Origin of the sequence: Methanosarcina sp. 2.H.A.1B.4 (assembly GCF_000979385.1) — an archaeon.
Lineage (GTDB): Archaea > Halobacteriota > Methanosarcinia > Methanosarcinales > Methanosarcinaceae > Methanosarcina.
Map to the genome: position 1 here is coordinate 1 of NZ_JJOV01000087.1, position 22,371 is coordinate 22,371.

The 22,371-nt window shown below is 42.9% G+C and carries 27 protein-coding genes and 3 tRNA genes; 11 read left to right on the forward strand and 19 right to left on the reverse strand.

Annotation, left to right across the window (positions count from 1 at the left end; translation table 11 throughout):
* From EO92_RS14270 to EO92_RS18680, 3 genes are all read right to left on the reverse strand, one after another.
* On the reverse strand, nt 1–852 hold an 852-nt coding region (locus EO92_RS14270), incomplete at its 3' end, for an RNA-guided endonuclease TnpB family protein (RefSeq protein ID WP_048172591.1).
* Nucleotides 853–1,064: 212 nt separating this feature from the next.
* Entirely contained in the window at nt 1,065–1,373 is a 309-nt protein-coding gene (locus EO92_RS14275; protein WP_048163641.1) for an Hsp20/alpha crystallin family protein, read from the reverse strand.
* A 53-nt stretch (nt 1,374–1,426) separates the two neighbouring features.
* A complete protein-coding gene (locus EO92_RS18680; RefSeq protein WP_235283351.1) occupies nt 1,427–1,558 on the reverse strand; it encodes an Hsp20/alpha crystallin family protein in 132 nt (43 codons plus the stop codon).
* A 441-nt stretch (nt 1,559–1,999) separates the two neighbouring features.
* On the opposite strand from EO92_RS18680, the gene EO92_RS14285 reads away from it, so the two are divergent.
* The 3 genes from EO92_RS14285 to EO92_RS14295 all read left to right on the forward strand — a co-directional run bounded on the left by EO92_RS14285 (nt 2,000) and on the right by EO92_RS14295 (nt 4,487).
* The gene (locus EO92_RS14285) at nt 2,000–2,986 is read left to right on the forward strand and encodes a DUF523 and DUF1722 domain-containing protein (protein WP_048163642.1); all 987 of its coding nucleotides are present in this window, start codon (nt 2,000–2,002) and stop codon (nt 2,984–2,986) included.
* Between the two features lie 24 nt (nt 2,987–3,010).
* Nucleotides 3,011–4,102: a hypothetical protein gene (locus tag EO92_RS14290; RefSeq protein ID WP_048163644.1), complete on the forward strand. Its 1,092-nt coding sequence runs from the start codon at nt 3,011–3,013 to the stop codon at nt 4,100–4,102.
* Nucleotides 4,103–4,307: 205 nt separating this feature from the next.
* Complete coding sequence (locus EO92_RS14295; RefSeq protein ID WP_048172573.1) at nt 4,308–4,487, forward strand: PspC domain-containing protein; 180 nt, start codon at nt 4,308–4,310, stop codon at nt 4,485–4,487.
* Nucleotides 4,488–4,704: 217 nt separating this feature from the next.
* Here EO92_RS14295 and ftsY read toward each other — a convergent pair whose 3' ends face one another.
* From ftsY to EO92_RS14350, 12 genes are all read right to left on the reverse strand, one after another.
* Nucleotides 4,705–5,958, reverse strand: a complete 1,254-nt coding sequence (gene ftsY, locus EO92_RS14300; RefSeq protein ID WP_048172593.1) for a signal recognition particle-docking protein FtsY — start codon at nt 5,956–5,958, stop codon at nt 4,705–4,707.
* Between the two features lie 197 nt (nt 5,959–6,155).
* A complete protein-coding gene (pfdA, locus tag EO92_RS14305; protein WP_048136036.1) occupies nt 6,156–6,584 on the reverse strand; it encodes a prefoldin subunit alpha in 429 nt (142 codons plus the stop codon).
* Between the two features lie 5 nt (nt 6,585–6,589).
* Nucleotides 6,590–6,766: a 50S ribosomal protein L18Ae gene (rpl18a, locus tag EO92_RS14310; RefSeq protein WP_369793160.1), complete on the reverse strand. Its 177-nt coding sequence runs from the start codon at nt 6,764–6,766 to the stop codon at nt 6,590–6,592.
* A 54-nt stretch (nt 6,767–6,820) separates the two neighbouring features.
* The gene (locus tag EO92_RS14315) at nt 6,821–7,480 is read right to left on the reverse strand and encodes a translation initiation factor IF-6 (protein ID WP_048172578.1); all 660 of its coding nucleotides are present in this window, start codon (nt 7,478–7,480) and stop codon (nt 6,821–6,823) included.
* Nucleotides 7,481–7,512: 32 nt separating this feature from the next.
* Nucleotides 7,513–7,782, reverse strand: coding sequence for a 50S ribosomal protein L31e (locus EO92_RS14320; protein WP_048136030.1), 270 nt, complete (start codon nt 7,780–7,782; stop codon nt 7,513–7,515).
* Nucleotides 7,783–7,801: 19 nt separating this feature from the next.
* Nucleotides 7,802–7,957: a 50S ribosomal protein L39e gene (locus EO92_RS17270; RefSeq protein WP_011024005.1), complete on the reverse strand. Its 156-nt coding sequence runs from the start codon at nt 7,955–7,957 to the stop codon at nt 7,802–7,804.
* A gap of 290 nt (nt 7,958–8,247) precedes the next feature.
* Nucleotides 8,248–8,850, reverse strand: a complete 603-nt coding sequence (locus EO92_RS14325) for a tRNA (5-methylaminomethyl-2-thiouridylate)-methyltransferase (RefSeq protein ID WP_048136028.1) — start codon at nt 8,848–8,850, stop codon at nt 8,248–8,250.
* Between the two features lie 5 nt (nt 8,851–8,855).
* Nucleotides 8,856–9,224, reverse strand: a complete 369-nt coding sequence (locus tag EO92_RS14330; RefSeq protein WP_048136026.1) for a DNA-binding protein — start codon at nt 9,222–9,224, stop codon at nt 8,856–8,858.
* An 89-nt stretch (nt 9,225–9,313) separates the two neighbouring features.
* Nucleotides 9,314–9,763: a 30S ribosomal protein S19e gene (locus EO92_RS14335; RefSeq protein WP_048136024.1), complete on the reverse strand. Its 450-nt coding sequence runs from the start codon at nt 9,761–9,763 to the stop codon at nt 9,314–9,316.
* A 298-nt stretch (nt 9,764–10,061) separates the two neighbouring features.
* Nucleotides 10,062–11,336 carry an adenylosuccinate synthase gene (locus EO92_RS14340; RefSeq protein WP_048172581.1) on the reverse strand — a complete coding sequence of 425 codons (1,275 nt, stop codon included), beginning with the start codon at nt 11,334–11,336 and terminating at the stop codon, nt 10,062–10,064.
* 418 nt (nt 11,337–11,754) lie between these two features.
* Nucleotides 11,755–12,060, reverse strand: coding sequence for a DUF131 domain-containing protein (locus EO92_RS14345; protein ID WP_235283352.1), 306 nt, complete (start codon nt 12,058–12,060; stop codon nt 11,755–11,757).
* 53 nt (nt 12,061–12,113) lie between these two features.
* Nucleotides 12,114–12,359 (reverse strand): DUF131 domain-containing protein, encoded by a 246-nt coding sequence (locus EO92_RS14350; RefSeq protein ID WP_048136017.1) that lies wholly within the window; start codon nt 12,357–12,359, stop codon nt 12,114–12,116.
* Between the two features lie 923 nt (nt 12,360–13,282).
* On the opposite strand from EO92_RS14350, the gene EO92_RS14355 reads away from it, so the two are divergent.
* Entirely contained in the window at nt 13,283–14,524 is a 1,242-nt protein-coding gene (locus EO92_RS14355) for a proteasome-activating nucleotidase (RefSeq protein WP_048136015.1), read from the forward strand.
* Nucleotides 14,525–14,751: 227 nt separating this feature from the next.
* Nucleotides 14,752–14,826, forward strand: a tRNA-Glu gene (locus EO92_RS14360).
* Between the two features lie 88 nt (nt 14,827–14,914).
* Here EO92_RS14360 and EO92_RS14365 read toward each other — a convergent pair.
* A complete protein-coding gene (locus EO92_RS14365) occupies nt 14,915–15,154 on the reverse strand; it encodes a hypothetical protein (RefSeq protein WP_048161053.1) in 240 nt (79 codons plus the stop codon).
* Nucleotides 15,155–15,304: 150 nt separating this feature from the next.
* Between EO92_RS14365 and EO92_RS14370 the strand changes: the two genes are divergently transcribed.
* From EO92_RS14370 to EO92_RS14395, 6 genes are all read left to right on the forward strand, one after another.
* Nucleotides 15,305–16,303, forward strand: coding sequence for an ADP-ribosylglycohydrolase family protein (locus tag EO92_RS14370; protein WP_048172596.1), 999 nt, complete (start codon nt 15,305–15,307; stop codon nt 16,301–16,303).
* Nucleotides 16,304–16,320: 17 nt separating this feature from the next.
* Complete coding sequence (locus EO92_RS14375) at nt 16,321–16,758, forward strand: DUF123 domain-containing protein (RefSeq protein WP_048161052.1); 438 nt, start codon at nt 16,321–16,323, stop codon at nt 16,756–16,758.
* A gap of 145 nt (nt 16,759–16,903) precedes the next feature.
* On the forward strand, nt 16,904–18,433 hold the full coding sequence (locus EO92_RS14380; protein WP_048172586.1) for an MBL fold metallo-hydrolase: 1,530 nt from the start codon (nt 16,904–16,906) through the stop codon (nt 18,431–18,433).
* Between the two features lie 202 nt (nt 18,434–18,635).
* Nucleotides 18,636–19,133 carry a phosphatase PAP2 family protein gene (locus tag EO92_RS16825; protein WP_162197481.1) on the forward strand — a complete coding sequence of 166 codons (498 nt, stop codon included), beginning with the start codon at nt 18,636–18,638 and terminating at the stop codon, nt 19,131–19,133.
* A gap of 154 nt (nt 19,134–19,287) precedes the next feature.
* Complete coding sequence (locus tag EO92_RS14390) at nt 19,288–19,713, forward strand: hypothetical protein (protein WP_048161050.1); 426 nt, start codon at nt 19,288–19,290, stop codon at nt 19,711–19,713.
* Between the two features lie 89 nt (nt 19,714–19,802).
* Nucleotides 19,803–20,243 carry a hypothetical protein gene (locus EO92_RS14395; RefSeq protein ID WP_048172588.1) on the forward strand — a complete coding sequence of 147 codons (441 nt, stop codon included), beginning with the start codon at nt 19,803–19,805 and terminating at the stop codon, nt 20,241–20,243.
* An 821-nt stretch (nt 20,244–21,064) separates the two neighbouring features.
* On the opposite strand, the gene EO92_RS14400 is transcribed toward EO92_RS14395, so the two are convergent.
* From EO92_RS14400 to EO92_RS17935, 3 genes are all read right to left on the reverse strand, one after another.
* A tRNA-Leu gene (locus tag EO92_RS14400) sits at nt 21,065–21,149 on the reverse strand.
* Between the two features lie 69 nt (nt 21,150–21,218).
* Nucleotides 21,219–21,290, reverse strand: a tRNA-Gly gene (locus EO92_RS14405).
* 79 nt (nt 21,291–21,369) lie between these two features.
* Nucleotides 21,370–21,507, reverse strand: a complete 138-nt coding sequence (locus EO92_RS17935; protein ID WP_156165843.1) for a hypothetical protein — start codon at nt 21,505–21,507, stop codon at nt 21,370–21,372.
* Nucleotides 21,508–22,371: the final 864 nt, after the last annotated feature.

The following is a 22,371-nucleotide window of genomic DNA, read 5'->3' on the forward strand; positions in this document are numbered from 1 at the left end:
TTGAGCCAGACAATGATTTTTTACCATACCTTTAACATTCAGAGTTTCCAGTGCTACAGCTTGGTTCTCGCTAATCAGTCTAAAAGAGAGTTGATGTTGAAAATTATTTCTCTGATTGCTAATAGTTTCATGGATTTTTGAAAGATGCTGTATAGCCTTATTCCTATTCTTAGAACCCTTAACTTTTCTAGACACTCTTTTTTGGAGAACTTTCATTCTTTTTAGAGAATTTTGAAGATATTTTGGATTTTCAACCTTTTCTCCATTTGATATAACCGCAAAATCTTTGATGCCTACATCAATACCTATTGTAGTTGATTCTGAAAAGTTCTGCTTATTAGGAATATCGTTTTCATTATCTACAAGGATACTGATATAATATTTTCCTGTACTTGATCTTGAAATTGTTGCGGTTTTAAGTTTGCCTTCAAACCTTCTATGAAGTATGGTTTTGACTTCACCTATTTTTGGAAGCTTAATTATCTGCTTCTCGAAATCTACCGAGTAATGTTGAGGCATCTGATAAGACTGTACTGGATTTTTCTTAGATTTGAAATTGGGAAATCCAGATTTCTCTCTAAAAAATTTCGTAAATGCTGATTCTACATTTACTAGAGAGGCAAGTAGGGCCTGTGAATTAGCTTCTTTTAACCATTCGTTAGAAGGTTTTACTTCATGGACTAAAATGTGCTGTAAATCAAACCTTGATATTGATTTCTTGGTTTGTTCATAAGTTTTTATTTTCTGTTCTAAAGCCCAGTTATAGACAAATCTACACGCGCCAAAATGAATTTTTATCATTTCCTTTTGTTTTTGGTTAGGGTATATTCGGTATTTGTAGGCTTTTAACATACTATAGATTATATGTTTTAAATAGATATAGAGGTTTTGTTAAACTTACTATAATGAAGTTGACGGCTTTCATCCCCCACCTGTCGGACTTCGCCCTCCGAGGAAGGGGACTTCCCGCCTTAGAGTTAAATATAATAAAAGTTGATTGGATATAACATTAAGTCTTTTCGGATTTTTTCCTCTGCACGGCGCTTTTTGCTATCTTCAAGTTTTCACTCTATCGGAACATATCTTGCGCAAACAAATCCTTCTTTATATGGGACTGTTATAGTGAGCATTCCCTTATTGTTCACTGCAATAGCTTTTTCCGGGTCTACAGGCCCGTCCAGAAAAAAAGATCCCAGGTATTCAACAGTTTCACTGTAGGCTTTAAGGTAAAAACTGTTTTCATGCATTACAAGAGTTATATGCTCGTCCATGACGTCCGGAAGTTCAAGCTCTATAGTAAGGCTTTCATGTGTATCATCGTGATACATGGCAATAATCGGGGTTTTTATTATCTTGGGTACAGGATTTTCCATTCAAATTCCCCCTCCTTGAAAAATTATGCAACCTAACAGTATCAAGTATCTGCTTACTCAATCTTTACGTCCACTGAATTTTCAAAAGGCTGCTGATAAGGCACAGTGACTTTCAGTACTCCGTTTGAATAGTTTGCAGTAGCTTTTTCCGGGCTTATAAGGCAGCATACGTCATAGCTGTCCACATATTATACAGCCCCTTTTTGGTGGCTTTTACTTAAAAACCGTCATCTATAACCTTTTAAGAACGATTTTTCCTTTTCTATCCCTAGAAGAACCCCTTCCATCTTCAAATTTTCATAAAACCTCAGCAGGAAACTCCGGAGTCTTTAGCTCAGGGGTAGTTGATGTATCGTCTGGATATGCACAAATAACGGGTGATAATCTCAAAATATCAGCCATAATGTTCCCCCAAATAAAATCACCAATTTAGATATTTATATGTATCTTATCTATTTATTTCACTATACTCAGAATCGGATAAAGGAAAAAAGCTCTTCTTTCTGGAAATACTGCTTTTATAATCTCTTTTTATAATATTTTAGCTTATATCCTAAATACGTCTCATGCTTCTTTTTGTCTGAAAAGCAATTTATGTAAGCAACTCCTTTTTGTATGGGGGTTAAATGAGAGAGTTTTCCAGGCCGAAGGTTGTTGTCAGCAGATGCCTTGAATTCGACCACTGCCGATATAACGGAGATATGATTAGTAGTCCTGTAGTGGCAAAACTTAAGGAATACGTTGATTTCCTGCCTGTCTGTGCAGAAGTAGAGATCGGGCTTGGAGTTCCAAGAACCCCTGTGAGAATAGTCCTTGACAGAGGAGAACACAGGCTTGTTCAACCCTCGAGCGGGAAGGATGTCACCGAAGATATGATTACTTTCTGTACTCGTTTCCTTGACTCTATAGAAGATGTGGACGGCTTCATCCTGAAGTTCAGGTCTCCCTCCTGTGGGCTCAAGGACGTAAAGGTTTATCCGGCTGTTGAGGGAAAAGGGGCAGTTGGGAAAACTTCAGGGTACTTAGGGGGTGCAGTTCTGAAAAGGTACCCTTTCCTCCCTATTGAAGATGAAGGCAGACTCCGGAATGCCCGGATTAAAGAGCATTTCCTGGCAAAACTCTTTACATTTGCAGCTTTTCGAGAAGTAAAGGTTAAAGGTAGTATGAAGGATCTGATAAGTTTCCACACAGAGAATAAACTTCTTCTTATGGCTTATAGTCAGGCCGAGCTCCGTAAATTAGGGGCGATTACCGCAAACAGAGAAGGCAAGCCCTTCAAAGAGCTGGCTTCCGATTATGAGGCGCACCTGTACAATGCTCTCTCCAGTGCTCCCAGATATACCTCAACCATCAATGTGTTAATGCATGCATTCGGGTATTTTTCAGATAAACTTTCGAGCCGTGAGAAGGCCCTGTTTTTAGACTGGGTCCAAAAGTACAGGGGAGGAAAGGTCTCCATTTGTCCTGCAATAAATATAATCAGGGCATGGGTCGCACGATTTGATAACGACTATCTTATGCATCAGACCTTTTTCGAACCATATCCTGAAGATCTGATGGAACTGAATCCGATAGAGTCTCACTTAAGAGAGGATCTCTGGAAATTTAATTAATGCGTTTCCGGATGGGCGTTAATTATGAAAGCTAGAACTAAACTGATTTTTCTTTTCTTACTCGTTTATATGGCCGGGGTTCTTTTCTTCTGGCCTTTTTCTGAGGTATCCGGAGATTCTGGCAACAAAGGACTACAGAAGAACCTGCCGGGAGCAGAGAATAAGAATCTTGAACCTTCCAGTAGCCTGGTCGCGGAAGAATCCGTAGCACCAGGGAAATCGTCCAGAACTTACTCCTGGAATTATGAAGGCTACAAATGGTACCTTACTTTACTGCTTGACGATAAGCTTTATGACACGTATGAATCAAGGACACGCAAAAGGGAATATGACCTTTTTGCTTCTGACCCATATGATGACTGGCTAATTAAAAATATTGCAGATACTCTTTTATCCCTTTCAAAGGAGTACGGGCTTGAAGAAAACAAGGTGCCGGGTCTTTGTGTTTCTTTTATCCAATCCCTTAACTACACATCAGACGTAGCAAGTTCCGGATATGACCAGTACCCCCGTTTTCCTTATGAGACCCTCTATGATAACGGTGGAGACTGTGAGGATACCTCCATTCTTTCCGTAGCAATCCTGCAGGAGATGGGCTACGATGTAGTCCTCCTCGAACTCCCGGAGCACATGGCTCTCGGAATAAAGTGTGACCCTGAAACAAAAGGCAGGAGTTTCGAATATCAAAACAATCACTACTACTATCTGGAAACTACGGGAAGCAACTGGCAGATAGGGGAGATGCCTGATGAGTATAAAGATGAGTCCGTCCAGGTCATCCCTGTGTACCGAAGACCTCTTGTCAATCTTGATTTCAATGCCCAGTGTGAGTACTCGCAAAAAGAAGGGGTGGTGGACGTTAACGTTACTCTGAGAAATGTGGGTTCCGAAATAGCTGAAGATACCACCATTTATGTTTCCCTTCAGGCTGATGATGAAATCAGGGCCTGGGACCAGATAGAAAGTGATCCTGTAAATGTGGAGCCGGAAGAATCTTACCAGTTTGTTGCAAAAGGGCTCAGAGTTCCCGGAGGCAAGACTTTCAGGGTGTATGTGCGGGCTGTCGGGGAAAACCTGTTCTCTGAAGAGATAATGAGTGAGTGGGTAAGTATCTGATAGAAAAGCCAGTCTTGATTCATAGACTACGTTTAAAGCCGAAATTTCGGTGAACTTCGACATACTCCGAAAAATGGGGAGTCACTTATAAATCTTATATTAACAATTCCTTATATCAGGGGGACTCAAATGAAACCCGGTATAATTAGATGATTGGATATTTTTCAGGTAACTTAGAGTGTTTTCCTGGAGTAGAGGTAATCATATGAAGAAATTGTACAGGTCAAAGAAGAACAGGATCATTGCCGGAGTATGTGGGGGCATAGGTGAATACCTTGATGTGGACCCTACGCTCATAAGGCTTTTATGGGCGCTCTTTTCTCTGAATGGGGTTGGAATAGTTGGTTATATTATAGCCTGGATTATAATTCCTGAAGAACCTTAAAATTTAGAAACTTTCAGATTCCTGAAGTTTCTCTTCTTTTCTAAATAAACTTGCAATATTATTGTTCTTCTTTTTCTCTTCTTTTTATTATTATTATTTGCTGCAATGCCGTATTTTGCAGTTATTCCCGGAAAACAGGTTGGGCTGCAAGAGTAAGTGCGCTCTTTCTTTTCCGGGAATTCTTCAGTTTACTGATCGCTTGCTGCTTGAGTGATTTTTACTGGTTGAAAAGCTGGTCCACAAACCAATCGGGATCGAATTTTTTCAGGTCTTCGTAGCCCTGTCCCATCCCAAAAAAGAGAATAGGTTTGCCTGTGATGTAAGCAATGGATATGGCAGCTCCTCCTTTGGAATCTGCATCGATTTTTGTCAGGATGGACCCGTCAATAGGGACAGCCTCATTAAACTGGGCCGCCCTTTCTACCGCATCGTTTCCGGCTACGGCTTCGTCCACGAAGATTATAAGGTCTGGAGAGCTTACCCTGCAGATCTTCTCCATCTGTGCCATAAGGTTCATGTTTGTGTGCATGCGGCCTGCCGTGTCAGAGAGCACAAAATCGATTTTATGCGCTTTTGCATACTGGACAGCATCATAAATAACAGCTGCCGGGTCGGCTCCAGCCTGATGCTTAATCATCTTTACCCCAAGCCTGCTTGCATGAATTCCCAGCTGGTCAATAGCGCCTGCCCTGAATGTGTCTCCTGCAGCAAGAACTACCGAATAATCCGATTTAAGCAGTCTGTGTGTCATCTTTGAAATGGATGTTGTTTTTCCGGTTCCGTTAATCCCTACAAAGACAATATGAACTGGCTTTTGCCTGTTTTTTACATAATCATCAAAATCAAAGGTATTAGCAGATACAACATCAAGGATTGCTTTCTTCAGGGCTGCTTCAACTATTTCTCCTGTATTGCTTCCAATCCGTTTTGTAGTGCCTGTGAGCTGGTTTTTCACAGACTCAACAATAGCCTCGGAAACCGAGAGGGCAAGGTCACTTTCAAGGAGACCCATTTCAAGCTCCCACATCGGCTCTTCAAGATCCTTGCTATCCAGGTAGACTTCTCTATTAAAAACAAGGGCTTTAGCTTTCTGAGCAAACCCGACTTTCGGGACGACCTTTTTGAAAAAAGACTTTTTCTCTTCAGGGGGCTTCTCTTCCTCTACTTTTTTCCCTTCAACCTTCTTTCTGTCTTCAAGCTTTTTCCTGTATTCCGCCTTCTTCAGATCTTCTATCGGAATATGGGCGATACCCGGAGAAGCAGTAACCGTTTCGGCTTCGGGACTTTCTTCTTTCAGGGCAGCCTCGATGGTCTTTTCCTCAATTATCGGCTCAATTTCCTCTTCGAGGCTTTCTTCGCTTACAGACGCCTGCTCAACGACTACTGGTTCGACTTCTACTGCCTTTTCATCAATCGTTTTGCTGAGCGCCTTCTTAAAACTCCCAAGTTTCTCTTTAAATTTGTTGAACACAGGATCCATCCCGAAAAGATTCAGTAAAAAATAGGTAATTAAAGTTTAATGAAGTAATTGAAATTAATGAGATAATCAGAGTTGATGGAATAGTATTAGAGTTGATAGAATAATTAAAGTTAATGATATTATTCGACTCTTAAATAAGGTTTATAAGTTTCACTAATACGGTATCTGTGCCTGAGCCAGGGCATTTTTCAGGCCTGGCCAGGTTGAAGTTTTGCAGCTTCTGCTTCAAGGGCCTGCATCCCCTGTGCGAATTTAGTCAGTGAAGCATTCATCTGTTCAAATATTTTCGTAAGCTGCTCTTTGCGACGGTTCAGAGTTTCGATAGCTCCTTCTGCAGTTTCCTCTGCACTGAAGCCTGCTCCGAGATTAACAACGACTCGATCTGCGTTTTTGACTTCAGCATAAACATAGGAACCAAAACCTACCGGAACCATTGTTTCCGCAGCTTTGCCTGCTTCTGAAGCTGCTTTCAGCTCATTTATTGTCACAATGGTCTGATCGCAGCTGGAAATGGAAGCCTGTACCATGCTCATCTCCTGTCTGAGCGCTTCAGCCTGCCTCTGGAATTCCTGATGCCTGGCTGCCAGATTCCTGATCTCTTCACTGACTTCTGCCATATCCTTCACTCCTCAGCTATGCTTTCGATCTGGATCTGGTTTCTTTTAACTCTGTGTTTGCTTCCGAAGATCGAATATGTCTTATCGGTTGCATTCTTTTCATTCTGGCTTTCGACCTTCTTTGTGAAGTTTTCCCAGCTGTTTCCTGCTTTAAACGTGCCTTTGACAATAAAACTCTTCATCATTACCACTCTCTTGCTGTAACTTTGTTCTGGAACAGATGGATGATTTGATGCTCATTCCAGGAACCCAAGGGCTTCTTCAATTCTCCCGAGTTCCGGTCCGGTTGTTTCGGAGCCTGCTACAAAGCTCTTTGAGTTCGCAAGCAGACCTGAGCCAAGCATCTGGGTCCCGAAGTTAGTAGTCCCTATGTTTACCGGAAGTCCGAAGATCTTTTCCAGAGCTTCTCTTTCTGAAGCTGTCACTTTAGGATGTACCAGAAGCCCTTTATTTGTAACGGTTCCTGCCATCCCTACATTTTTAATCCCGGCAATTGTTCCCCTGTAAACGTCTACCTTAAGGGTTCTGGCAATGGCTTCCAGAGCCATATCTGACAGCTCTGGGTGTACAAGGGCTGCGGAATCGTTTGCCAGCACGATGTTTCCAACTGCATTCAGCCTGTCCGGAAGGGTGCCCGCAGGAACTCCTGTGAGTCTCTGCATCTCTTCGACATTGGATCCGTATGGAAGCAGAATACCATTTGAGTTGCCTCTTGAAAGGGCTCCCACTACAATGCTTCCATTTATAAGAGTCTCGATGACCCTTACATCCAGCACCTCTTCGAGTATAGTGCAGACCTCTGGGGTTGCCATAGGGGGAACGAGGGCAATATCTTCGGTACAGGTTGAAAAGACCCCGATAACCGGGGTATCGTAGATATCCACTGTTCTGATCATATTCTTTGACTTTTCGCTTTCCTGGTATATATTTACTGGGCAAGCTCTGCCTGTACTTCACCATCTGCGAACTTCACAGCCCGTACTCGGATTGAGAGAGGTGGCTTTTCACAGCCTTTTTCCCAGAGACGTTCATTGATGGATTTGTCCAGCTTAACCTGCGTCAATTCGGTTTTCATGTGCCTTACGAGATAATCCCTTACTTCAATAACTGCCCTGTTGGCTCTTTTCCATATAGGGACTTTCCTTGCCTCTCTGAGGGGAATCGTATATATCTGTTCTTTTACCATGTCGTCTGCCATTTTTTCCCACCATCCTCGCTTATTTCACATCCAGACTTCTTCTTCTCCAGTGTCTGCGCCTGGGATGACTCACTACCTTCCGGTTAGTTTTTACAATAACCCACACAGGGACTCGCGTATTCTGTTTGTGCGCCTTTGCAAGACGCTTCTTCTGTCCTTTCATGTTATGACTCAAGTGGACCACACCTGTTGACTGTAAGTAATATAATCTAATAATTCTGTTAATTTACAGTTATATCCGGTAATTAGCTGATTGTGATTTCAACCCTTGCGTAATTGCGGCTCTACCATGCCGGAATGAATCGGCAGGTCTGTTAACCATGTCCTGTAAATCCTATATATTCTGTGGTTAATCTGCAGCAGTAGTATAGGGGTTGAATATAACTCGATTATTGTATAAATCTTTATTCCAGAATTTCCCTCTTCAGGGAAGCTTCAAGTTTTCAAACTCATCTGCTTCTTTTTTCAGGGAAATCTCTTCCTTGAAAGTACATGGGACTGGAAATGAACAGGGAATAGTTCCTTTATTCTCTCCTCTCCCTGTCTCTGCCGGATTAACTCTCTGAGTTCTGTTTCATAATCTGCTTTCTGGGTACTCTCACTCGGACCCTGTTCAACATTCAGGTAACATCCGACAAGAGAATCCACAACTTTTTTGCCGTATCCTTTAAGGGGGCAGGAATACTGTACTCCCAGCCGGTCTTCAATGCTTCTCACCTGTGAGATCGAAAGCACTGGGACCCTGTCATCCCGCCTGGTTCCGTCGGCAATCATTTTTACTGTCGGATCCATAGCAAGAGTTTCGACAGCTCTTTCGTGGATATAATTGATAGCGCTTTTCGGAAACCCTTCTTTCAGTACCATCTCGTATGCCTTTTCCAGGATTTCTCGCTCAAGAGAAAGGACCCTGTGTGGAAAGTGTAACTCCTCAGCAGTTTTTGCTGCGATTTCTCCTGTAGGGAGCAATCCGAAGTTACAGGTTACGAGTTCTACCTCAAAAAACGGCTCCAGCAAAAGGGCAGAGAGTGAACTGTCCTTACCTCCACTAAAGAGGACCGAGACTTTCATTGTGCTTAAACCCGGGTTATGGACGTCTTGCGTTTCGTTGGCTGCATCCGCATCAGGAGTGATTTCAGCTGCTCGTCATCGATTTGAGACTGGAGCCTTCCACTCTGGGCAAGCGATATCAGCTGCATCTCAAGCTGTTCCCCAAGGGCCGGCCTTGACATCTTCAGAGTTGTCAGGCGTTCCCTTGCTTCGGGAGTCAGGATCTGCCTCAGTATAGCCTGCTTCTGAGCTTCCATTTCAGCTCTTGCCTGCTCCTGCTGGTAAGCTGCCTGCATATCAGGTTGCTGATGTGGTGCCTGCTGTTTCTGAATTTCTGCAAGCCGTCTCTTTCGGATTTCTTCGAGTTCATCATCCATATTAGACATGGCAATCACCGAAAAAACCGGTTTTCTGGAATTTGGTTATTAATATATATGAAAGGGGATCCGAATTTCTCAGGTCCCTTTCTGAAGTAGCTTCTCTTTTAGTATTTTGCAAGTTCCGGAATCTTTTCGAGCAGTTCCTGCTTAAGTTCGTGTGCTGCGTTATCCATCATGGAACGCCCTTTTGCAGATACTGTTCTTCCGTCCTTTACCTTCTGCAGGAAGCCTGCAGTTTCAAGCTGCTGTACTGCCTTTCTGGCAACAGAACCACTGCCCTTTGCTTTGCGGGAGGGCTGGACACCCTTGTCCTTCTTTCCCCCATATACTGAGCGGAGTCTCTCGATTCCGATTGGTCCGTCGGTATAGATCTTTCTGAGGACTGCTGCGCACCTGACGTACCACCAGTCTTCATTGGTCGGGGGGAGTTCTTTGTGAACCCCGGTTTTCACGTTCCCTGCCCATTCGGGGGGAACTACCTTTTCATTTTCCTTCAGAATACCTGCAAGCTTGTCGATCATTTCCATTGCAGGAACATCAAATACTGTTGTCATGCTCTCCTCCTTATGCGAATTAAGTTAATTTTGCAGGTTCGGGCGATAGTGCCGATTCTTCCCCCCCGAATCTGTCAGGAATGTAACTCTTGTTCTCGAAAAGAGGTAACTCTTATGCTCTTCCGAGAAATCCATTGCTGGTTTATAAGCTGGCTACGGACTCTTTAAAATTTGGGTCCGAAGACCCGATAATGCCGGTTAATATGATTTTAGTCTAAACTGGAAAATGGGGTTGATAAATTTATTGGTTAATATATACATTTTTCGGTAAGATCCCGAGCAGGTTTACTAAATGGCATTATTCTTTTTTAAAGGTTTGTGCTCTTCCCGGACCTACCGATATATATTTGACAGGGACTTTCATAAGCTCTTCAAGCCTTCTGACATAGTTTCTGGCATTTTCCGGAAGCTCTTCATAGGCTTTCACTCCTGTCAGGTCGGCTTTCCAGCCAGGGAGGTCTTCATACACCGGACTGCAGTCCCGGAGATCTTCTGTAAGTTCCGGGGGATAGTCCCGGCTTTCTCCTTTATATTTGTATCCAACACAGATCCTGAGAGGGTCAAAGCCTGTCAGTACGTCCAGTTTGGTAAGGGAAATTTCCGTATATCCGTTAAGGGCAATAGCCTTTTTAAGGAGTGGGAGGTCAAACCAGCCGCATCTTCTGCCTCTGCCTGTAGTTGTCCCGAACTCTCCTCCGGCTTTCTGCATCCTTTCTCCCAGTTCCCCGGCAAGCTCTGTCGGTAGCGGCCCTTCTCCAACTCTTGTTATATAGGCTTTTACTATGGCGATAACACTGTTCACCCTCGTAGGTCCCACTCCAAGGTTGGCACATGCAGAGCCTGCAATTGTGGAAGAAGAGGTTACGAATTTCTGGGTTCCGTGTATAACGTCAAGGTGGGTGCCCTGGGCGGCTTCAGCCATGACATTCTTTCCTTCATCAAGAGCCTGATTGATTTCCCTGGAAACATCAGTAATATAGGCAGCAAACTGTTTTCCCAGTTCCAGGTATCTTTTTATGTGGGCCGGATCTCTGACGACCTTCGGGTCTCCTCCCATTGCCTCGATTTCCTTTTCTTTCTGAGGGGCAAGTTCTTCAAGCCTTGCCAGGAAGCGCTCCCTGTCCACAAGTTCAGCCATGCGGATCTCGTCTCTGGCTACCTTATCAATATAGGCATAGCCGATTCCGCGCTTGGTGGTTCCGATTTTCGTTGCCCTTGCAGCTTCTCTAAGCCCATCCATTTCTATGTGGTAAGGCATAATGATACTTGTTTTTGCATCAATCCCGAGTTTTCCTGCATTTACCTTTATCCCGTGCTTCTCAAACATTGCGGTTTCTTCGGCTAAAACCTCCGGGTCCAGAACAACCCCAGGCCCGATCAGTACCCTGGCATCAAGCAGAATGCCTGAGGGGATCAGGTGCAGTTTGTAGACCTCATCTCCTACCTTTACTGTATGGCCTGCGTTGTTCCCGCCCTGGAAACGGGCAACAATATCATAGTCTTTTGCAAGAAGGTCGACAATCTTGCCTTTTCCCTCGTCACCGAACTGCGCGCCTGTGATTATCGTAAACATAAGCCATGAATCGGGCTTAACCTTAATAAGGTTTTGTCCGGTTTATTTGCTTCCGTTCCGGGGCCCACTTCTATTAATATTCTCAAATGTGCTCTTTAAGTCCGTACGCTGTTTAAGCGCCCTGACCCCCCTTTCTATAAACTGAATGGCGGAAAACTCTCTTTCAGTCCTGATACTATCCCTGCAGCAGGGCAGCATAATAATTACACCTCGTTGTCCAAGTCCCGTTATATTACCAGCCTAGATTATTATGTTATAATGAAGCGGGAGTACATCGAAGCAATAGCATGTCATGGGGCAATGGCATGTCATGAAACAACGGGATTAAGGGGGCAAGCAGTTTTAAATTCTGTGCCTTTGAAAACAGGGTGGCTTTGAAAACAGGGTAGATAAATGTTTGAATGCAATGCAGGCAAATTTAGAATATTATGCCTCTGAAAATAAGCAGGCTGAGAACCATCAGGATTATCGCAAGGATTGCTGCTGTCTTTGCACTTTCTCCATCGCTTCCGAAGATAATCGGGATCGGGCCGAGCATAATTACTCCTCCGCTTCTTATCCTTGACTCGGTTTTTCCTGCATGAGGCTCTTTATTATCGAGTTCTTCAAAACCGAATGAATTTCCAGAATCAGCTTCTTTTCCGAACCGGTCTCTTCTTTTTGAATATCCTTTTCCAGGTTCGAAATTCTCGCGCATGCCTATGGCTGTTCCGATTATAAGCATTAAAAACCCTAAGAGTATAATGAAAATTCCAGTCAAAACAAGTAAGTTTCCAATCAACGTTTCGTCTTCCACAGGAATAGATAAAGAATCGTTATTAATAACCCAAGCCCAAGCATATTTGTTGTAATTTCAGGAGCAGAGCCGAATACTATCGGGATGGGTCCGAGCATGATAAGTCCGCCCATTTGTGTTTTTGCAGGATGCTGTAACATTGTAAGAACAATGCCTAATAATACTATAATAAAGCCAACAAATGTGACTGTTGCGCCTACTCTTAGAAAATCTTCTGATGCACGCATGTGGAATGATATTATGCTTTTATTATTAAATCTATCCTTTAAATTTTTTATTTATGTAGACGACTTTATATTTTTTATTATCTAGATGGGAGAATTATATATAAAATATGTCTAATTTATCTGAAACACGGTGAAGTTACTAATCATCTTTACTTATTTATTCTACTTAGCTTCTTTTTAGCCCGGAATTTTGCATATTTCTGACGAAATGTTTTTATATAACTCTTTCTCCAGGGCAGACCGATTTAAAAAATCCGTAATTTTTTGCTTTTACTTCCTAAATTCTGGCCCTTCAGGGGAGAACTGCGGTGACATTGAAAAGTGACAATTACGTATAATTAATTGAAAGGACAAATAGGGAGTCTGAAATAAACAATAAAGCTGATGTATATTAAGTGAGCATTAAATAGTAATTTAATAGGGGTTGGCAATGGGCTGCAAGTATTACAGGAACTTATATATATCATTTTTATATTTACATATGCATATTTATTCCCGGCATCTTATATATACTGTGAACACGATAAGAACCTCTTCAATTACATTTTAACCTTTGATACGTGTACGCTATCCCGTAAAAGGCATATGTATAAATTGTCTGCACCGGGTAACATGCAATTGCCCTCCAAAGGGCAATAGTCATGAAAAGTATTGTTCTGTTCCTGGCGCCCGTTTTCAGGCTTTTGCTTTATTGTAAAAGTCCTGAAGGGGTGGAGGCAGATCCCGGAAGAATTGTATACTGAAGTCCGCAGGGTAATTGCTAAAACCCTGTTAGCCGCAGACCATTACCTGTAAACCGGGTTATCCGTAAACCTTTTGCCTTCAAATCAACTAAATCAACCAGATCACACACGTTTAGAACTCAATTAACCTGAAACCAGGATATTCAAATCAATTTTATACCACAAAACAGGTGTTTTCAAATGTCAGAAGACAGTGCCATAAGATCTTCCCTGGAAGATATTAAGTCCAGGGTAGAGTTTCAGCTTGAGTGCGGGGAGATCATTCCTGAGGATGTGAAATCTCTCTTAACCGAAATAGAGATACTTAAGGTCCAGAACGAAAATATGAAGGCCCGGCTCCTTGAAGCCAGTGTAGCCACAGGCAGGCACCTTCAGGAAATCAATAAATTAAAAGCTCATCTGGAACAGCTTACTGAACCTCCACTTTTCATTGCAACCATTCTTGAGGTTACCGGGGAAATTGCCCTTATCAGGCAGCACGGAAACAACCAGGAAGTCCTTACGCAGATCCCTGAAGAATGTCTAGGAAAAATAGAGCCCGGAATGAGGGTTGCTGTAAACGGAGCTTACTCAATTATTTCCATAGTGAGCAGGGCTGCCGACGTGAGAGCTCAGGTTATGGAGCTTATCAATTCTCCCGGTGTGGACTACAGCATGATTGGCGGGCTGGAGGATGTACTTCAGGAAGTCCGTGAAAGTGTGGAACTTCCGCTTACCGAACCCGAGCTTTTTGAGGACCTGGGAATCGAACCTCCCTCCGGCGTTCTGCTCCACGGTGCTCCGGGTACGGGGAAGACTCTGATTGCAAAAGCCATAGCCTCTCAGGCAAAAGCCACCTTCATCCGAATGTCAGGTTCCGACCTCGTCCAGAAGTTTGTAGGGGAAGGTTCAAGGCTCGTCAAGGATATCTTCCAGCTTGCAAGAGACAAGTCCCCAAGCATCCTCTTCATAGATGAAATCGATGCCGTGGGCAGCATGAGGACATATGATGGGACCAGCGGCTCGGCAGAGGTAAACAGAACAATGCTTCAGCTCCTTGCCGAAATGGATGGTTTTGATCCGAAAGGCAACGTAAAGGTAGTTGCGGCAACCAACCGGATTGACCTGCTTGACCCTGCTCTCCTCAGACCTGGCAGGTTTGACAGATCAATTGAAATTCCACTCCCTGATGAAAGAGGCAGGATTGAGATCCTGAAGATCCACACCCGTAAGATGAAACTTGCCGATGATGTGGACTTTGAGAAGCTTGCAAAGGCTATGTCAGGAAGGAGCGGGGCAGAGATAAGCGTAATTGTCAAAGAAGCCGGAATATTTGTATTGCGCAGACGCGGTCAGCAGATCACCATGGCAGACTTCCTTAAAGCTTATGATAAGGTTGTAAACGTGCAGGCGCCCACAATTCCTCAGGCCATGTTCGTGTAACCTGTTGGAATAACTTATTTAGAAAGCATCTGCCTGTAGAGAACCGGATTAGAAAGCCTGAACCTGATTATTAACCCGTCTGGGAACGGCTTTCCTTTTTTGTGCCGAGCAGGGGTCCATTCCTTGCCGGCAATTCTTATATTTTTTCAAGAATCAGGCGAAAGGTTTATATTTTATAAATTACTTGAACGTATGCTGTCTTAGGGACAGAACATAATTATCAGCGTGCTCCGATAGTGTAGCTCGGCCAATCATTCAGGACTCTCACTCCTGCGACTGGGGTTCAAATCCCCATCGGAGCACTTTTCCTTTTTACACCAATCCTTTTTTACACTAATTTTTCATCTCAATTTTTTGACTAATTTATTCTGATATTCATCCAAAAACACCTTATGCCTTTTTTCTCATGATATAAATGCCTTCTATCCTGACATCCAGCTTTTTATTACTGTACCACTCTCTATGCTGCCTGTCCCAGAGCATCCCGGCTTTTTTAAGCAGCTCTTTTACAGGATATGTGTCCCCTTTAGCAATCCATTTATAATCTTCTTTCACCGTTTCCTTTATTGTGGTTGCTACCTCTTGGTTTTTGTGAGTTTCCTGTTCACTTATTAAACCACCGTCTGCCAATGAAATCTTCCCCCTTTTACATCTTTTGTTCTTTTATCGATGTACCCAGGTTCTGTATTTCCATTTCAATGTATATCCTGTTTATGTTTTCGGGGTGAAAGTATTAATCTAAAAGCGATTAATTGCAGAAAAACAAAATAATTGGTAAATATGGACTCAAGAACTATCAATGTCGAAAGCAAACTCCGCGGTTACCTGTTCGGCACTGCATGTGCGGACGCTCTTGGCCGCCCTGTAGAACACCTGATCCTTGAGCAGATAAAAGAGATATATGGAGAACAGGGAATTCTTGAGTTGACTCCTGATGCTTTCTGGACCGATGATGCCCAGTTGATGCTTGTGCTTGCCAGAGGGCTCCTGCATGGGGCAGAACTTGAACTTCCAGAGCTTATGGATAAGATTGCAGAGGAACTTATCCTGTGGCTGGATGAACCTGACCTTGGGGCAGGAGCGACCACCAGGGGGGCAGCCCTTAATCTCAGGGACGGGATTCACTGGAGCAGGTCAGGACTAAATTCAAAAACATGCGGAAGCCTCATGCGGGTTGGAATCCTTGGTTTCATCTTCCGGAACGATCCTGATAAGCTGGTTAAAGCAGCTTCACTTTCCGGCAGAATTACTCATATTCACCCGGCTGCAGATGCTGCATCCGTTGCAGGAGCATATGCTGTTAAAATGGCTCTTGACGGTATAGTCCCCGAAGAAATGTTTCTGCTCCTTCTTAGGGCAACGGAAGGAATTTCTGATGAGTTTACGAAAGCCCTCAAAGGCTCTTATGAACTGGCTCATAGTAATTTGACTGATGGGGAGGCTCTCCAGAAAATCGGGCAGGGATGGTATGCGGATGAAACCTTTGCACTTGCTTATTTCTGCATTCTGCGGTACCCTGATGATTACAAAAAAGCAGTTCAAACCGCAGTGAACATAACCGGAGACTCGGATTCGGTGAGCAGCGTTGCAGGCGGAATTCTCGGGGCAGGGCTTGGGATCGAGGCAGTTCCCCCTTCCTGGGTTGAAGCCTTGAATGAAAAAGAGATACTGGAAGAAATTGTAGTGCCTCTAATTGAAAAGTATTTTCAGGTTTCCAAAAACAAATTTAAAGTTTCCGAAAACAAACATCAGATTTCCGGCAACAGGTCGAGGTCTTAAGAATTGAGGTCTTAAAAATGGATTTTTCCGAAAAAGGCGTTTATTGTCTGGTGTTCGAAAACCGGGGTTGTGCAATAGAGGTAGGGAAAAAGGGTAAGTTTTCGTTTCCTGAAGGTTTTCATATCTACACAGGTTCGGCTCTCGGATCCGGAGGCATGAAGAGGGTGAAAAGACATATTGACCTTTCTTTGAAAAGGGATAAGAATCCCAGGTGGCACGTGGATTATCTCCATCTGAACTCTTCGTTTAGATTATCCTGGGCAGTTTGTGCCGGTACTTCTGCCCGGCTTGAGTGTGAACTTGCCCGCAGGCTTGGAGGAAATTCAGCTCCGGGCTTTGGATGCACGGACTGTGCCTGCAGTTCTCATCTCTTTTACAGGAAAGAAAATCCTCTTTCGGAGATCATGGAAGTTTTTGGAGCTCTTGGACTCCGGGCTGTTGTGCTTGAGTGCTGAATTATTCATTTTCATTTCTCCTCCTCTTCATTTCTCCTCCTCTTCATTTCTCCTCCTTTTTCACGTTAACAGGAAAGCTTAAAGTAAGGCAGGATTTTATCTAAGTTATCAGAAAAACGGTTTTTATCTGCTCAGGGGATGTTTCATGGAACAGTTCTCTTTTATCGCCTGCATGCCTGATAAGCCCGGAGCACTGCACAGGGCAGCTGAGATTATCACGCGGTATGAAGGAAACATCAACCGGATCCAGTATGACCGGAGGATCGACAGGAACACCGTCTTTTTTGAGGTAACGGCTGCTTCACAGGCTTATCAAAAAATCCTTGGGGAGCTGGAAAGAATAGGTTACCTTCAGACCTCTCTGCAGCCTGTAACTTATCTTAAATTCAATGTTTATCTCCCTAACTGCCCTGGGGCTTTATTCGATTTCCTGGATCACACCACTTCTTCAGGGGCAAATATCACTTCCCTTGATTTTGATGATAGGGGGCAGCATCCTGAAAGGCTTGTCGTGAGCCTGAACATTGAAAATGCCGGCCTTATAGATGCCCTCCTGAACCAGCTCAAATCAAAGTACAGGCTTGAGATTGTTGAGTATGACATAACAGGAGAAAAGCTCGATGATACGGTTTTTTACCTGCGTCTTGCCCAGAAACTGAGGCACTATCTCGGAAACGCAGAAGATACCTTTTTAATGAAATTTCTGCACGATATCAATCATATTGCTCAGGAGCTCTCAAACCTGCGGAAAGATCCTGTTGAGGTCTTTGAGAACATCCTTAAAGTCGGGGAAACCCTTAGCCGGACTTCAGGAGATGGCTTTTATGCCGATGTGCAGAGGGTCTGGGTAAAGGACGGCATTGAACTTTTCTGTTTCCAGCTTCCCTGCGGAGGAAATATCTATCTTTTCGATACGCCTGACGAAAGGGTCCTGATTGATACGGGCTACGGGATATACCAGCCTGATGTCGTGAATATGCTTCAGCACTACGGGCTTGGGGACCTGAGCCTGCTTAAAAGAATCTACATTACTCATGCAGATGCTGACCACTGTGGGGCGGCAGGCTATTTTTCGGCTCCCTCTTACCTTAACCCCGAAACCCTGAAAATTACGCGGGAAACCAGCAGGGCTTATGGATCCAGCAATCAGGGCTGTATCCTGGAAGAGGTCTATACTAAAATGATTAACCTCTTTTCAAGGTTCATCCCTCCCTCAAATGTAATCCTTTTTCCTGAAATCTCAGCTCCGGATGAAAAACTTGAGAAAAGAGGTGCTTTTCCGGTTATTTCTCACTTCAGGATAGGGGACCTTGAGTTTGAAGCCCTGCAGGGGCTGGGAGGGCACATGCATGGGGAAATCTTCTACCTTTGTCCTGAGGAAGGGCTTGTCTTCCCTCAGGACGCCGTGATCAACTTCAGGAGCCTGAGCCCGGAGAGAGCTGAATACAATTTCCTGGCTGATTATCTCATGACATCGGTAAATGTAGACAGCAACCTTGCAAGAGAAGAACGAAACGCTCTCATTTCCCTTATATTGGAACTTGATAACAAACTCTTAAAAAAGGGAAAGAAATGCCTTGTCTGCTGCGGACATGGTTCAGTATCCATACTCGAAGGCGGAAAGCTTGTCGCGCATTCCAGTTCTGAGAGATACCTGGCAAGAAAATCTCTGTAAGGGAAAATCCGGTTATTCAAAATATGGGCACTATAAAAATAATAAATAGTTTGAAAGCCGAAACTAATCTAATTGATTAAAGATAATCGGTTTTAGGCCGGGTATTCGGCAAAGTTAAGAGGGGTTCTGCTTGTCAATGTTTTCTCAGTTTGATTATTATGTTCTGATGTTTCTGAACTCTTTTTCCTTTCTGGACCCTTTTATGTTATTTGTAAGTCTTCAATTCGATTATTTTCTTTTTCTGATTCTTGCGGCTCTCTTTTATTTCAGGGGCAGGCAGGAAACGATACTTTTCCTTGCCTTACTTGTGTCATCCTGGGCTATAGCAATGGCTCTAAAGCCTGTTTTTGAAGTTCCAAGGCCTGAAACCATCCGCTTTGTGACCTGTACCACAGGATACTCAATGCCAAGCGGGCATTCCCTTATGTCCTTTTCTTTGGCTACCTTTTTGCATCCAAGGGCAGGGAAGTATAAACTTTTAGTCTGGGCTTTTGCCATTACCGTAAGTTTGAGCCGGATATTTATAGGAGTCCATTACCCTTCGGATGTGATCGTAGGGGCGTTTATCGGCTGCCTGGTTGGATTTTTCTGGCTTTATGTAGAAAAGATCCTGAAAAAGTACGGACTTTTCGGAAACTCTCGGGAACCCTTGGAGGGAAGTGAAAACGGGGTCTTTGATCAAACTCTTCAGCAGCCCTGATATTTTCTGGAAACCTGAATTTTCGACCAGAATATGAAGGAATGGAAAAACCGATCCACATAAATAGAAAACAATCCGGTAAACGAAAAACCTTCCAATCAAAGAATGGCCATTTTGACATGTTAAACACATTTTCTATATAAGGGGGGGAGTTATGATGGAATTGATTTCCAATTTACCTATTCTTGTTGGCATTTTGGTTTTCATTGTTGGGTTCATTTGTCATTGGATAGGTCAACTCATCTCTGTATTGAATTGGGATTTTGCCACAAGAATAGGATTGCAGGAAAAGAAACTGCCTCCTGAGTTCAAGGTATATGAACATGCAATAGCTGTTGCTGATGTATCAATTGGCTGGGTATATGGAATTGCAGCTATCGGTTTGATCCTTGATTATCCCTGGGCATTTAAGTTGATATGGATACCTGGTGTAATAATGGTATATCACAGCTTGAGCTATTGGTTCTGGATTGGGAACCAGAACAAGTTGGGGTATCATATCAGCACGAACAGATTCAGGGTCAGCTGGTTCTTCTTAAATTTTGTAACCGGCATTCTGGCAATTACAATTGCATGGTAATGACTATATTTCGATCGTATGTGCCCCACCAAATGCAGGATACGAACTACAAAAGAACTGCTGCTAAAATTAAAATTGAGGCTTAGAATATGCAGGAACTGGATTTTCTATCACGAGCGACATTATATGTTCTTTTGTTATTGTTTGGATCAATTACACTTATTCTCTGGTGGTTCCAGATCAATGTCTATAAAGGTAAAGCAATGGATAATCCAGATGGGTCAACCGATGACTGGCATGAGCAGAAAATCCTATTTGGGATGTCATTTGCAGACATAGTCATCATTTGTCCAGTTACTTTTGCTGGTATTGCCTTAATACTGATCGATTCCCACTGGGGTTTTTACATTCTTGGAATGCTGAGTTTCTGGCATGTGTGGGCGAATACTGCTTTTACAGTTAGCAGCTTAAAGTTTGAAGACCCGGAAATTACTTTCATGTGGTTCATAGCTTATCCATTTGGGATACTGCTCGGTTTACTTTACCTTATTTGGATGTTTATCCACTTCGATATGATATTTCTTCTATAATTGAAAGGTTGTATTCATACTAACTCCCCTTCTTTAACCCTACTCTTCAATTTCTTCAAAGTACTCCTGTTAATCCCAATCTTCCGAGCTTCAGAAGGAGTTAAGGTGAACTACCACTAAGCTAAAGACTTAGTGGCTTCCTGAGTCATCCTTCCTCCCATTGGAGGCAAGTCATGCAGGCTCTACCCGAAGTCCCTTCGGTGAAATGTCATGAGTGTGATATACTTGAGATACACAGCGGCTAACGGCTTTCCCCGCCTTAATCCCGTTCCCTACAGGATGATTCTTGCCCTGTTATCCAACTCCCCGATGTTCAAACGTTACCTCGCTTGGTTTTCGCTTTGAAATTCGGCAACGTTCTTATGAACTGTGAGGTTGTGGTGACAGCAAAATCTAATATTACATTCATTTAAAAGTATAAGTGATATTTCAGAATCGAAAAGCAATAAGAGTAGAAGTTGACGCTTATATCCCACGAAGCTAAAGACTTCGGGGTTTTACGCTTCTTCCTATAAAATCCCTCAACTTTTCAATATCATGATACATCTCAACAGTATAAATCTCAAGCTACTGCATCTCAAGTTTGATGTTGAATTGTGTTAGTGCCTATTTTCCAAGAGATGCGGCAGAATAGACCTTATTCATGGGAATGTTTTTCTTATTACTTTTAATTTCGAGCTGATCCCAAAACTCAAAATTGAGTCTCTGAATTTCAAATTTCAAGTGCTCAATCCAGTTTCCAATCATGAAAACGATTATGAAACTATTATGGATGTGAAATATAAAACTAGTTTTGGGATGAGCACTTCAATAAAAGAAAATGCGAGGGGTGCGATTCGAACGCACGAATTCCTACGAAAATGGGTCCTAAGCCCATCGCCTTTGACCTGGCTGGGCAACCCTCGCACTGATGTTGTCTTTGCTTAGTGCAAAATAAGAGAAAAGATAATTTAAAACTATTTGAAAAGGGTTAAATGCGCCGACCGGGATTCGAACCCGGGTTTTGGGCTTGGAAGGCCCAAGTCATAGCCACTAGACCATCAACGCAAACTGCAACACCTCTAGAGGTATTTGTTAAATATAATGTTTTCGCTCGACACTGTAACTTTTTTTATATACTTCTGTGTTATTGTGGCATATCTCCCTTTTCCCTTCCCCTAATTTCTCTTATTTTTATGAAATTATGGGTGAATATTATTCTGCTATTGTAAACCCTCTTAATAAGTGAAATTGTGAAATATATTTTTCCCAAAAACGTTATCATTGTAAATTCTCACCTTTTAATGTAGACCTACCGAATCCGGGTTAAGGATTAGTTCTTTCTATTTTCGTCCTTAATTATCGGGTGGTCCTGATTACTCGGTTGATGTGTTTCTCTATTATTCCGAATATCCGAAAATTGCCTTCTGGATTTCTCCTCTGTACCAGGCAGTGCCGTGACTGACCTGTCACCTATAAGAAAAGACTCCTTACTATGCTTGATCCTTGAAACCACCTTTCTATCCAAACGTTATAATGTGCCTCCCCCACCCCGTCTGGATACCTCCCCCGCACGAGATAAAATAGACCTGTAAAGGTGGAATACCTAATTATTCGGTGGATAAATGAGATTGCATAATTGTTTGGAATGGCATAGTAATAAAAAGACATCTCGATAAAAGGCATCCGTATAAGGGCTGAAAATGTGCCATTAAGAATAGCAGTCAAGTATCTTCGGAAAAAAGGCAAATAACAAAATCAGGTTTTAGTGACAGCTTCCACCGTTGAAACAGCAGGTATCTATGGTATTTCAACCGAGGCTATTCTGCCCAAGAGCCATTATTTCTTTGGTTCTCGCTTCCAACGTTTCAAGTTTTACCTGCAGAACTTCTCTGTAGAACCTTATGCTTGGAGTTTCAGAGCAAAGTCAAATGACCTCTGTGGCACTTCCAGCCGCCAGAGCAAAGTTTGACAATAATATATAGCCTCGAAAGTACAAAACCATTATCAGTAAATGTATTCTGTTACAGTTGACGGATTAATCCCGCCACTAAAGAGGCTGTCCGACAATTACCGCGGATAATAAGAGTTTCCTGTTTGAATATATACAAATGATTTTATAATTTTGTTATGGACATTTGATTTATGG

Excerpts from the sequence above, each read along its gene's own strand:
- EO92_RS14290 (WP_048163644.1), top strand. The coding sequence starts at position 3,011 with ATGAAAGCTAGAACTAAACTGATTTTTCTTTTCTTACTCGTTTATATG.
- EO92_RS14345 (WP_235283352.1), bottom strand. The coding sequence starts at position 12,060 with ATGCTTATAATCGGAACAGCCATAGGCATGCGCGAGAATTTCGAACCT.
- EO92_RS14340 (WP_048172581.1), bottom strand. The coding sequence starts at position 11,336 with ATGTTTACGATAATCACAGGCGCGCAGTTCGGTGACGAGGGAAAAGGC.
- EO92_RS14315 (WP_048172578.1), bottom strand. The coding sequence starts at position 7,480 with ATGATCAGAACAGTGGATATCTACGATACCCCGGTTATCGGGGTCTTT.
- EO92_RS17935 (WP_156165843.1), bottom strand. The coding sequence starts at position 21,507 with ATGATAACGTTTTTGGGAAAAATATATTTCACAATTTCACTTATTAAG.
- EO92_RS14380 (WP_048172586.1), top strand. The coding sequence starts at position 16,904 with ATGGAACAGTTCTCTTTTATCGCCTGCATGCCTGATAAGCCCGGAGCA.
- EO92_RS14275 (WP_048163641.1), bottom strand. The coding sequence starts at position 1,373 with ATGGAAAATCCTGTACCCAAGATAATAAAAACCCCGATTATTGCCATG.
- EO92_RS14320 (WP_048136030.1), bottom strand. The coding sequence starts at position 7,782 with ATGGCAGACGACATGGTAAAAGAACAGATATATACGATTCCCCTCAGA.
- EO92_RS14370 (WP_048172596.1), top strand. The coding sequence starts at position 15,305 with ATGGACTCAAGAACTATCAATGTCGAAAGCAAACTCCGCGGTTACCTG.
- EO92_RS14375 (WP_048161052.1), top strand. The coding sequence starts at position 16,321 with ATGGATTTTTCCGAAAAAGGCGTTTATTGTCTGGTGTTCGAAAACCGG.
- pfdA (WP_048136036.1), bottom strand. The coding sequence starts at position 6,584 with ATGGCAGAAGTCAGTGAAGAGATCAGGAATCTGGCAGCCAGGCATCAG.
- EO92_RS14295 (WP_048172573.1), top strand. The coding sequence starts at position 4,308 with ATGAAGAAATTGTACAGGTCAAAGAAGAACAGGATCATTGCCGGAGTA.
- EO92_RS14355 (WP_048136015.1), top strand. The coding sequence starts at position 13,283 with ATGTCAGAAGACAGTGCCATAAGATCTTCCCTGGAAGATATTAAGTCC.
- rpl18a (WP_369793160.1), bottom strand. The coding sequence starts at position 6,766 with ATGAAGAGTTTTATTGTCAAAGGCACGTTTAAAGCAGGAAACAGCTGG.
- EO92_RS14325 (WP_048136028.1), bottom strand. The coding sequence starts at position 8,850 with ATGAAAGTCTCGGTCCTCTTTAGTGGAGGTAAGGACAGTTCACTCTCT.
- EO92_RS16825 (WP_162197481.1), top strand. The coding sequence starts at position 18,636 with ATGTTATTTGTAAGTCTTCAATTCGATTATTTTCTTTTTCTGATTCTT.
- EO92_RS14395 (WP_048172588.1), top strand. The coding sequence starts at position 19,803 with ATGCAGGAACTGGATTTTCTATCACGAGCGACATTATATGTTCTTTTG.
- EO92_RS14285 (WP_048163642.1), top strand. The coding sequence starts at position 2,000 with ATGAGAGAGTTTTCCAGGCCGAAGGTTGTTGTCAGCAGATGCCTTGAA.
- EO92_RS14335 (WP_048136024.1), bottom strand. The coding sequence starts at position 9,763 with ATGACAACAGTATTTGATGTTCCTGCAATGGAAATGATCGACAAGCTT.
- EO92_RS14390 (WP_048161050.1), top strand. The coding sequence starts at position 19,288 with ATGATGGAATTGATTTCCAATTTACCTATTCTTGTTGGCATTTTGGTT.
- EO92_RS14350 (WP_048136017.1), bottom strand. The coding sequence starts at position 12,359 with ATGCGTGCATCAGAAGATTTTCTAAGAGTAGGCGCAACAGTCACATTT.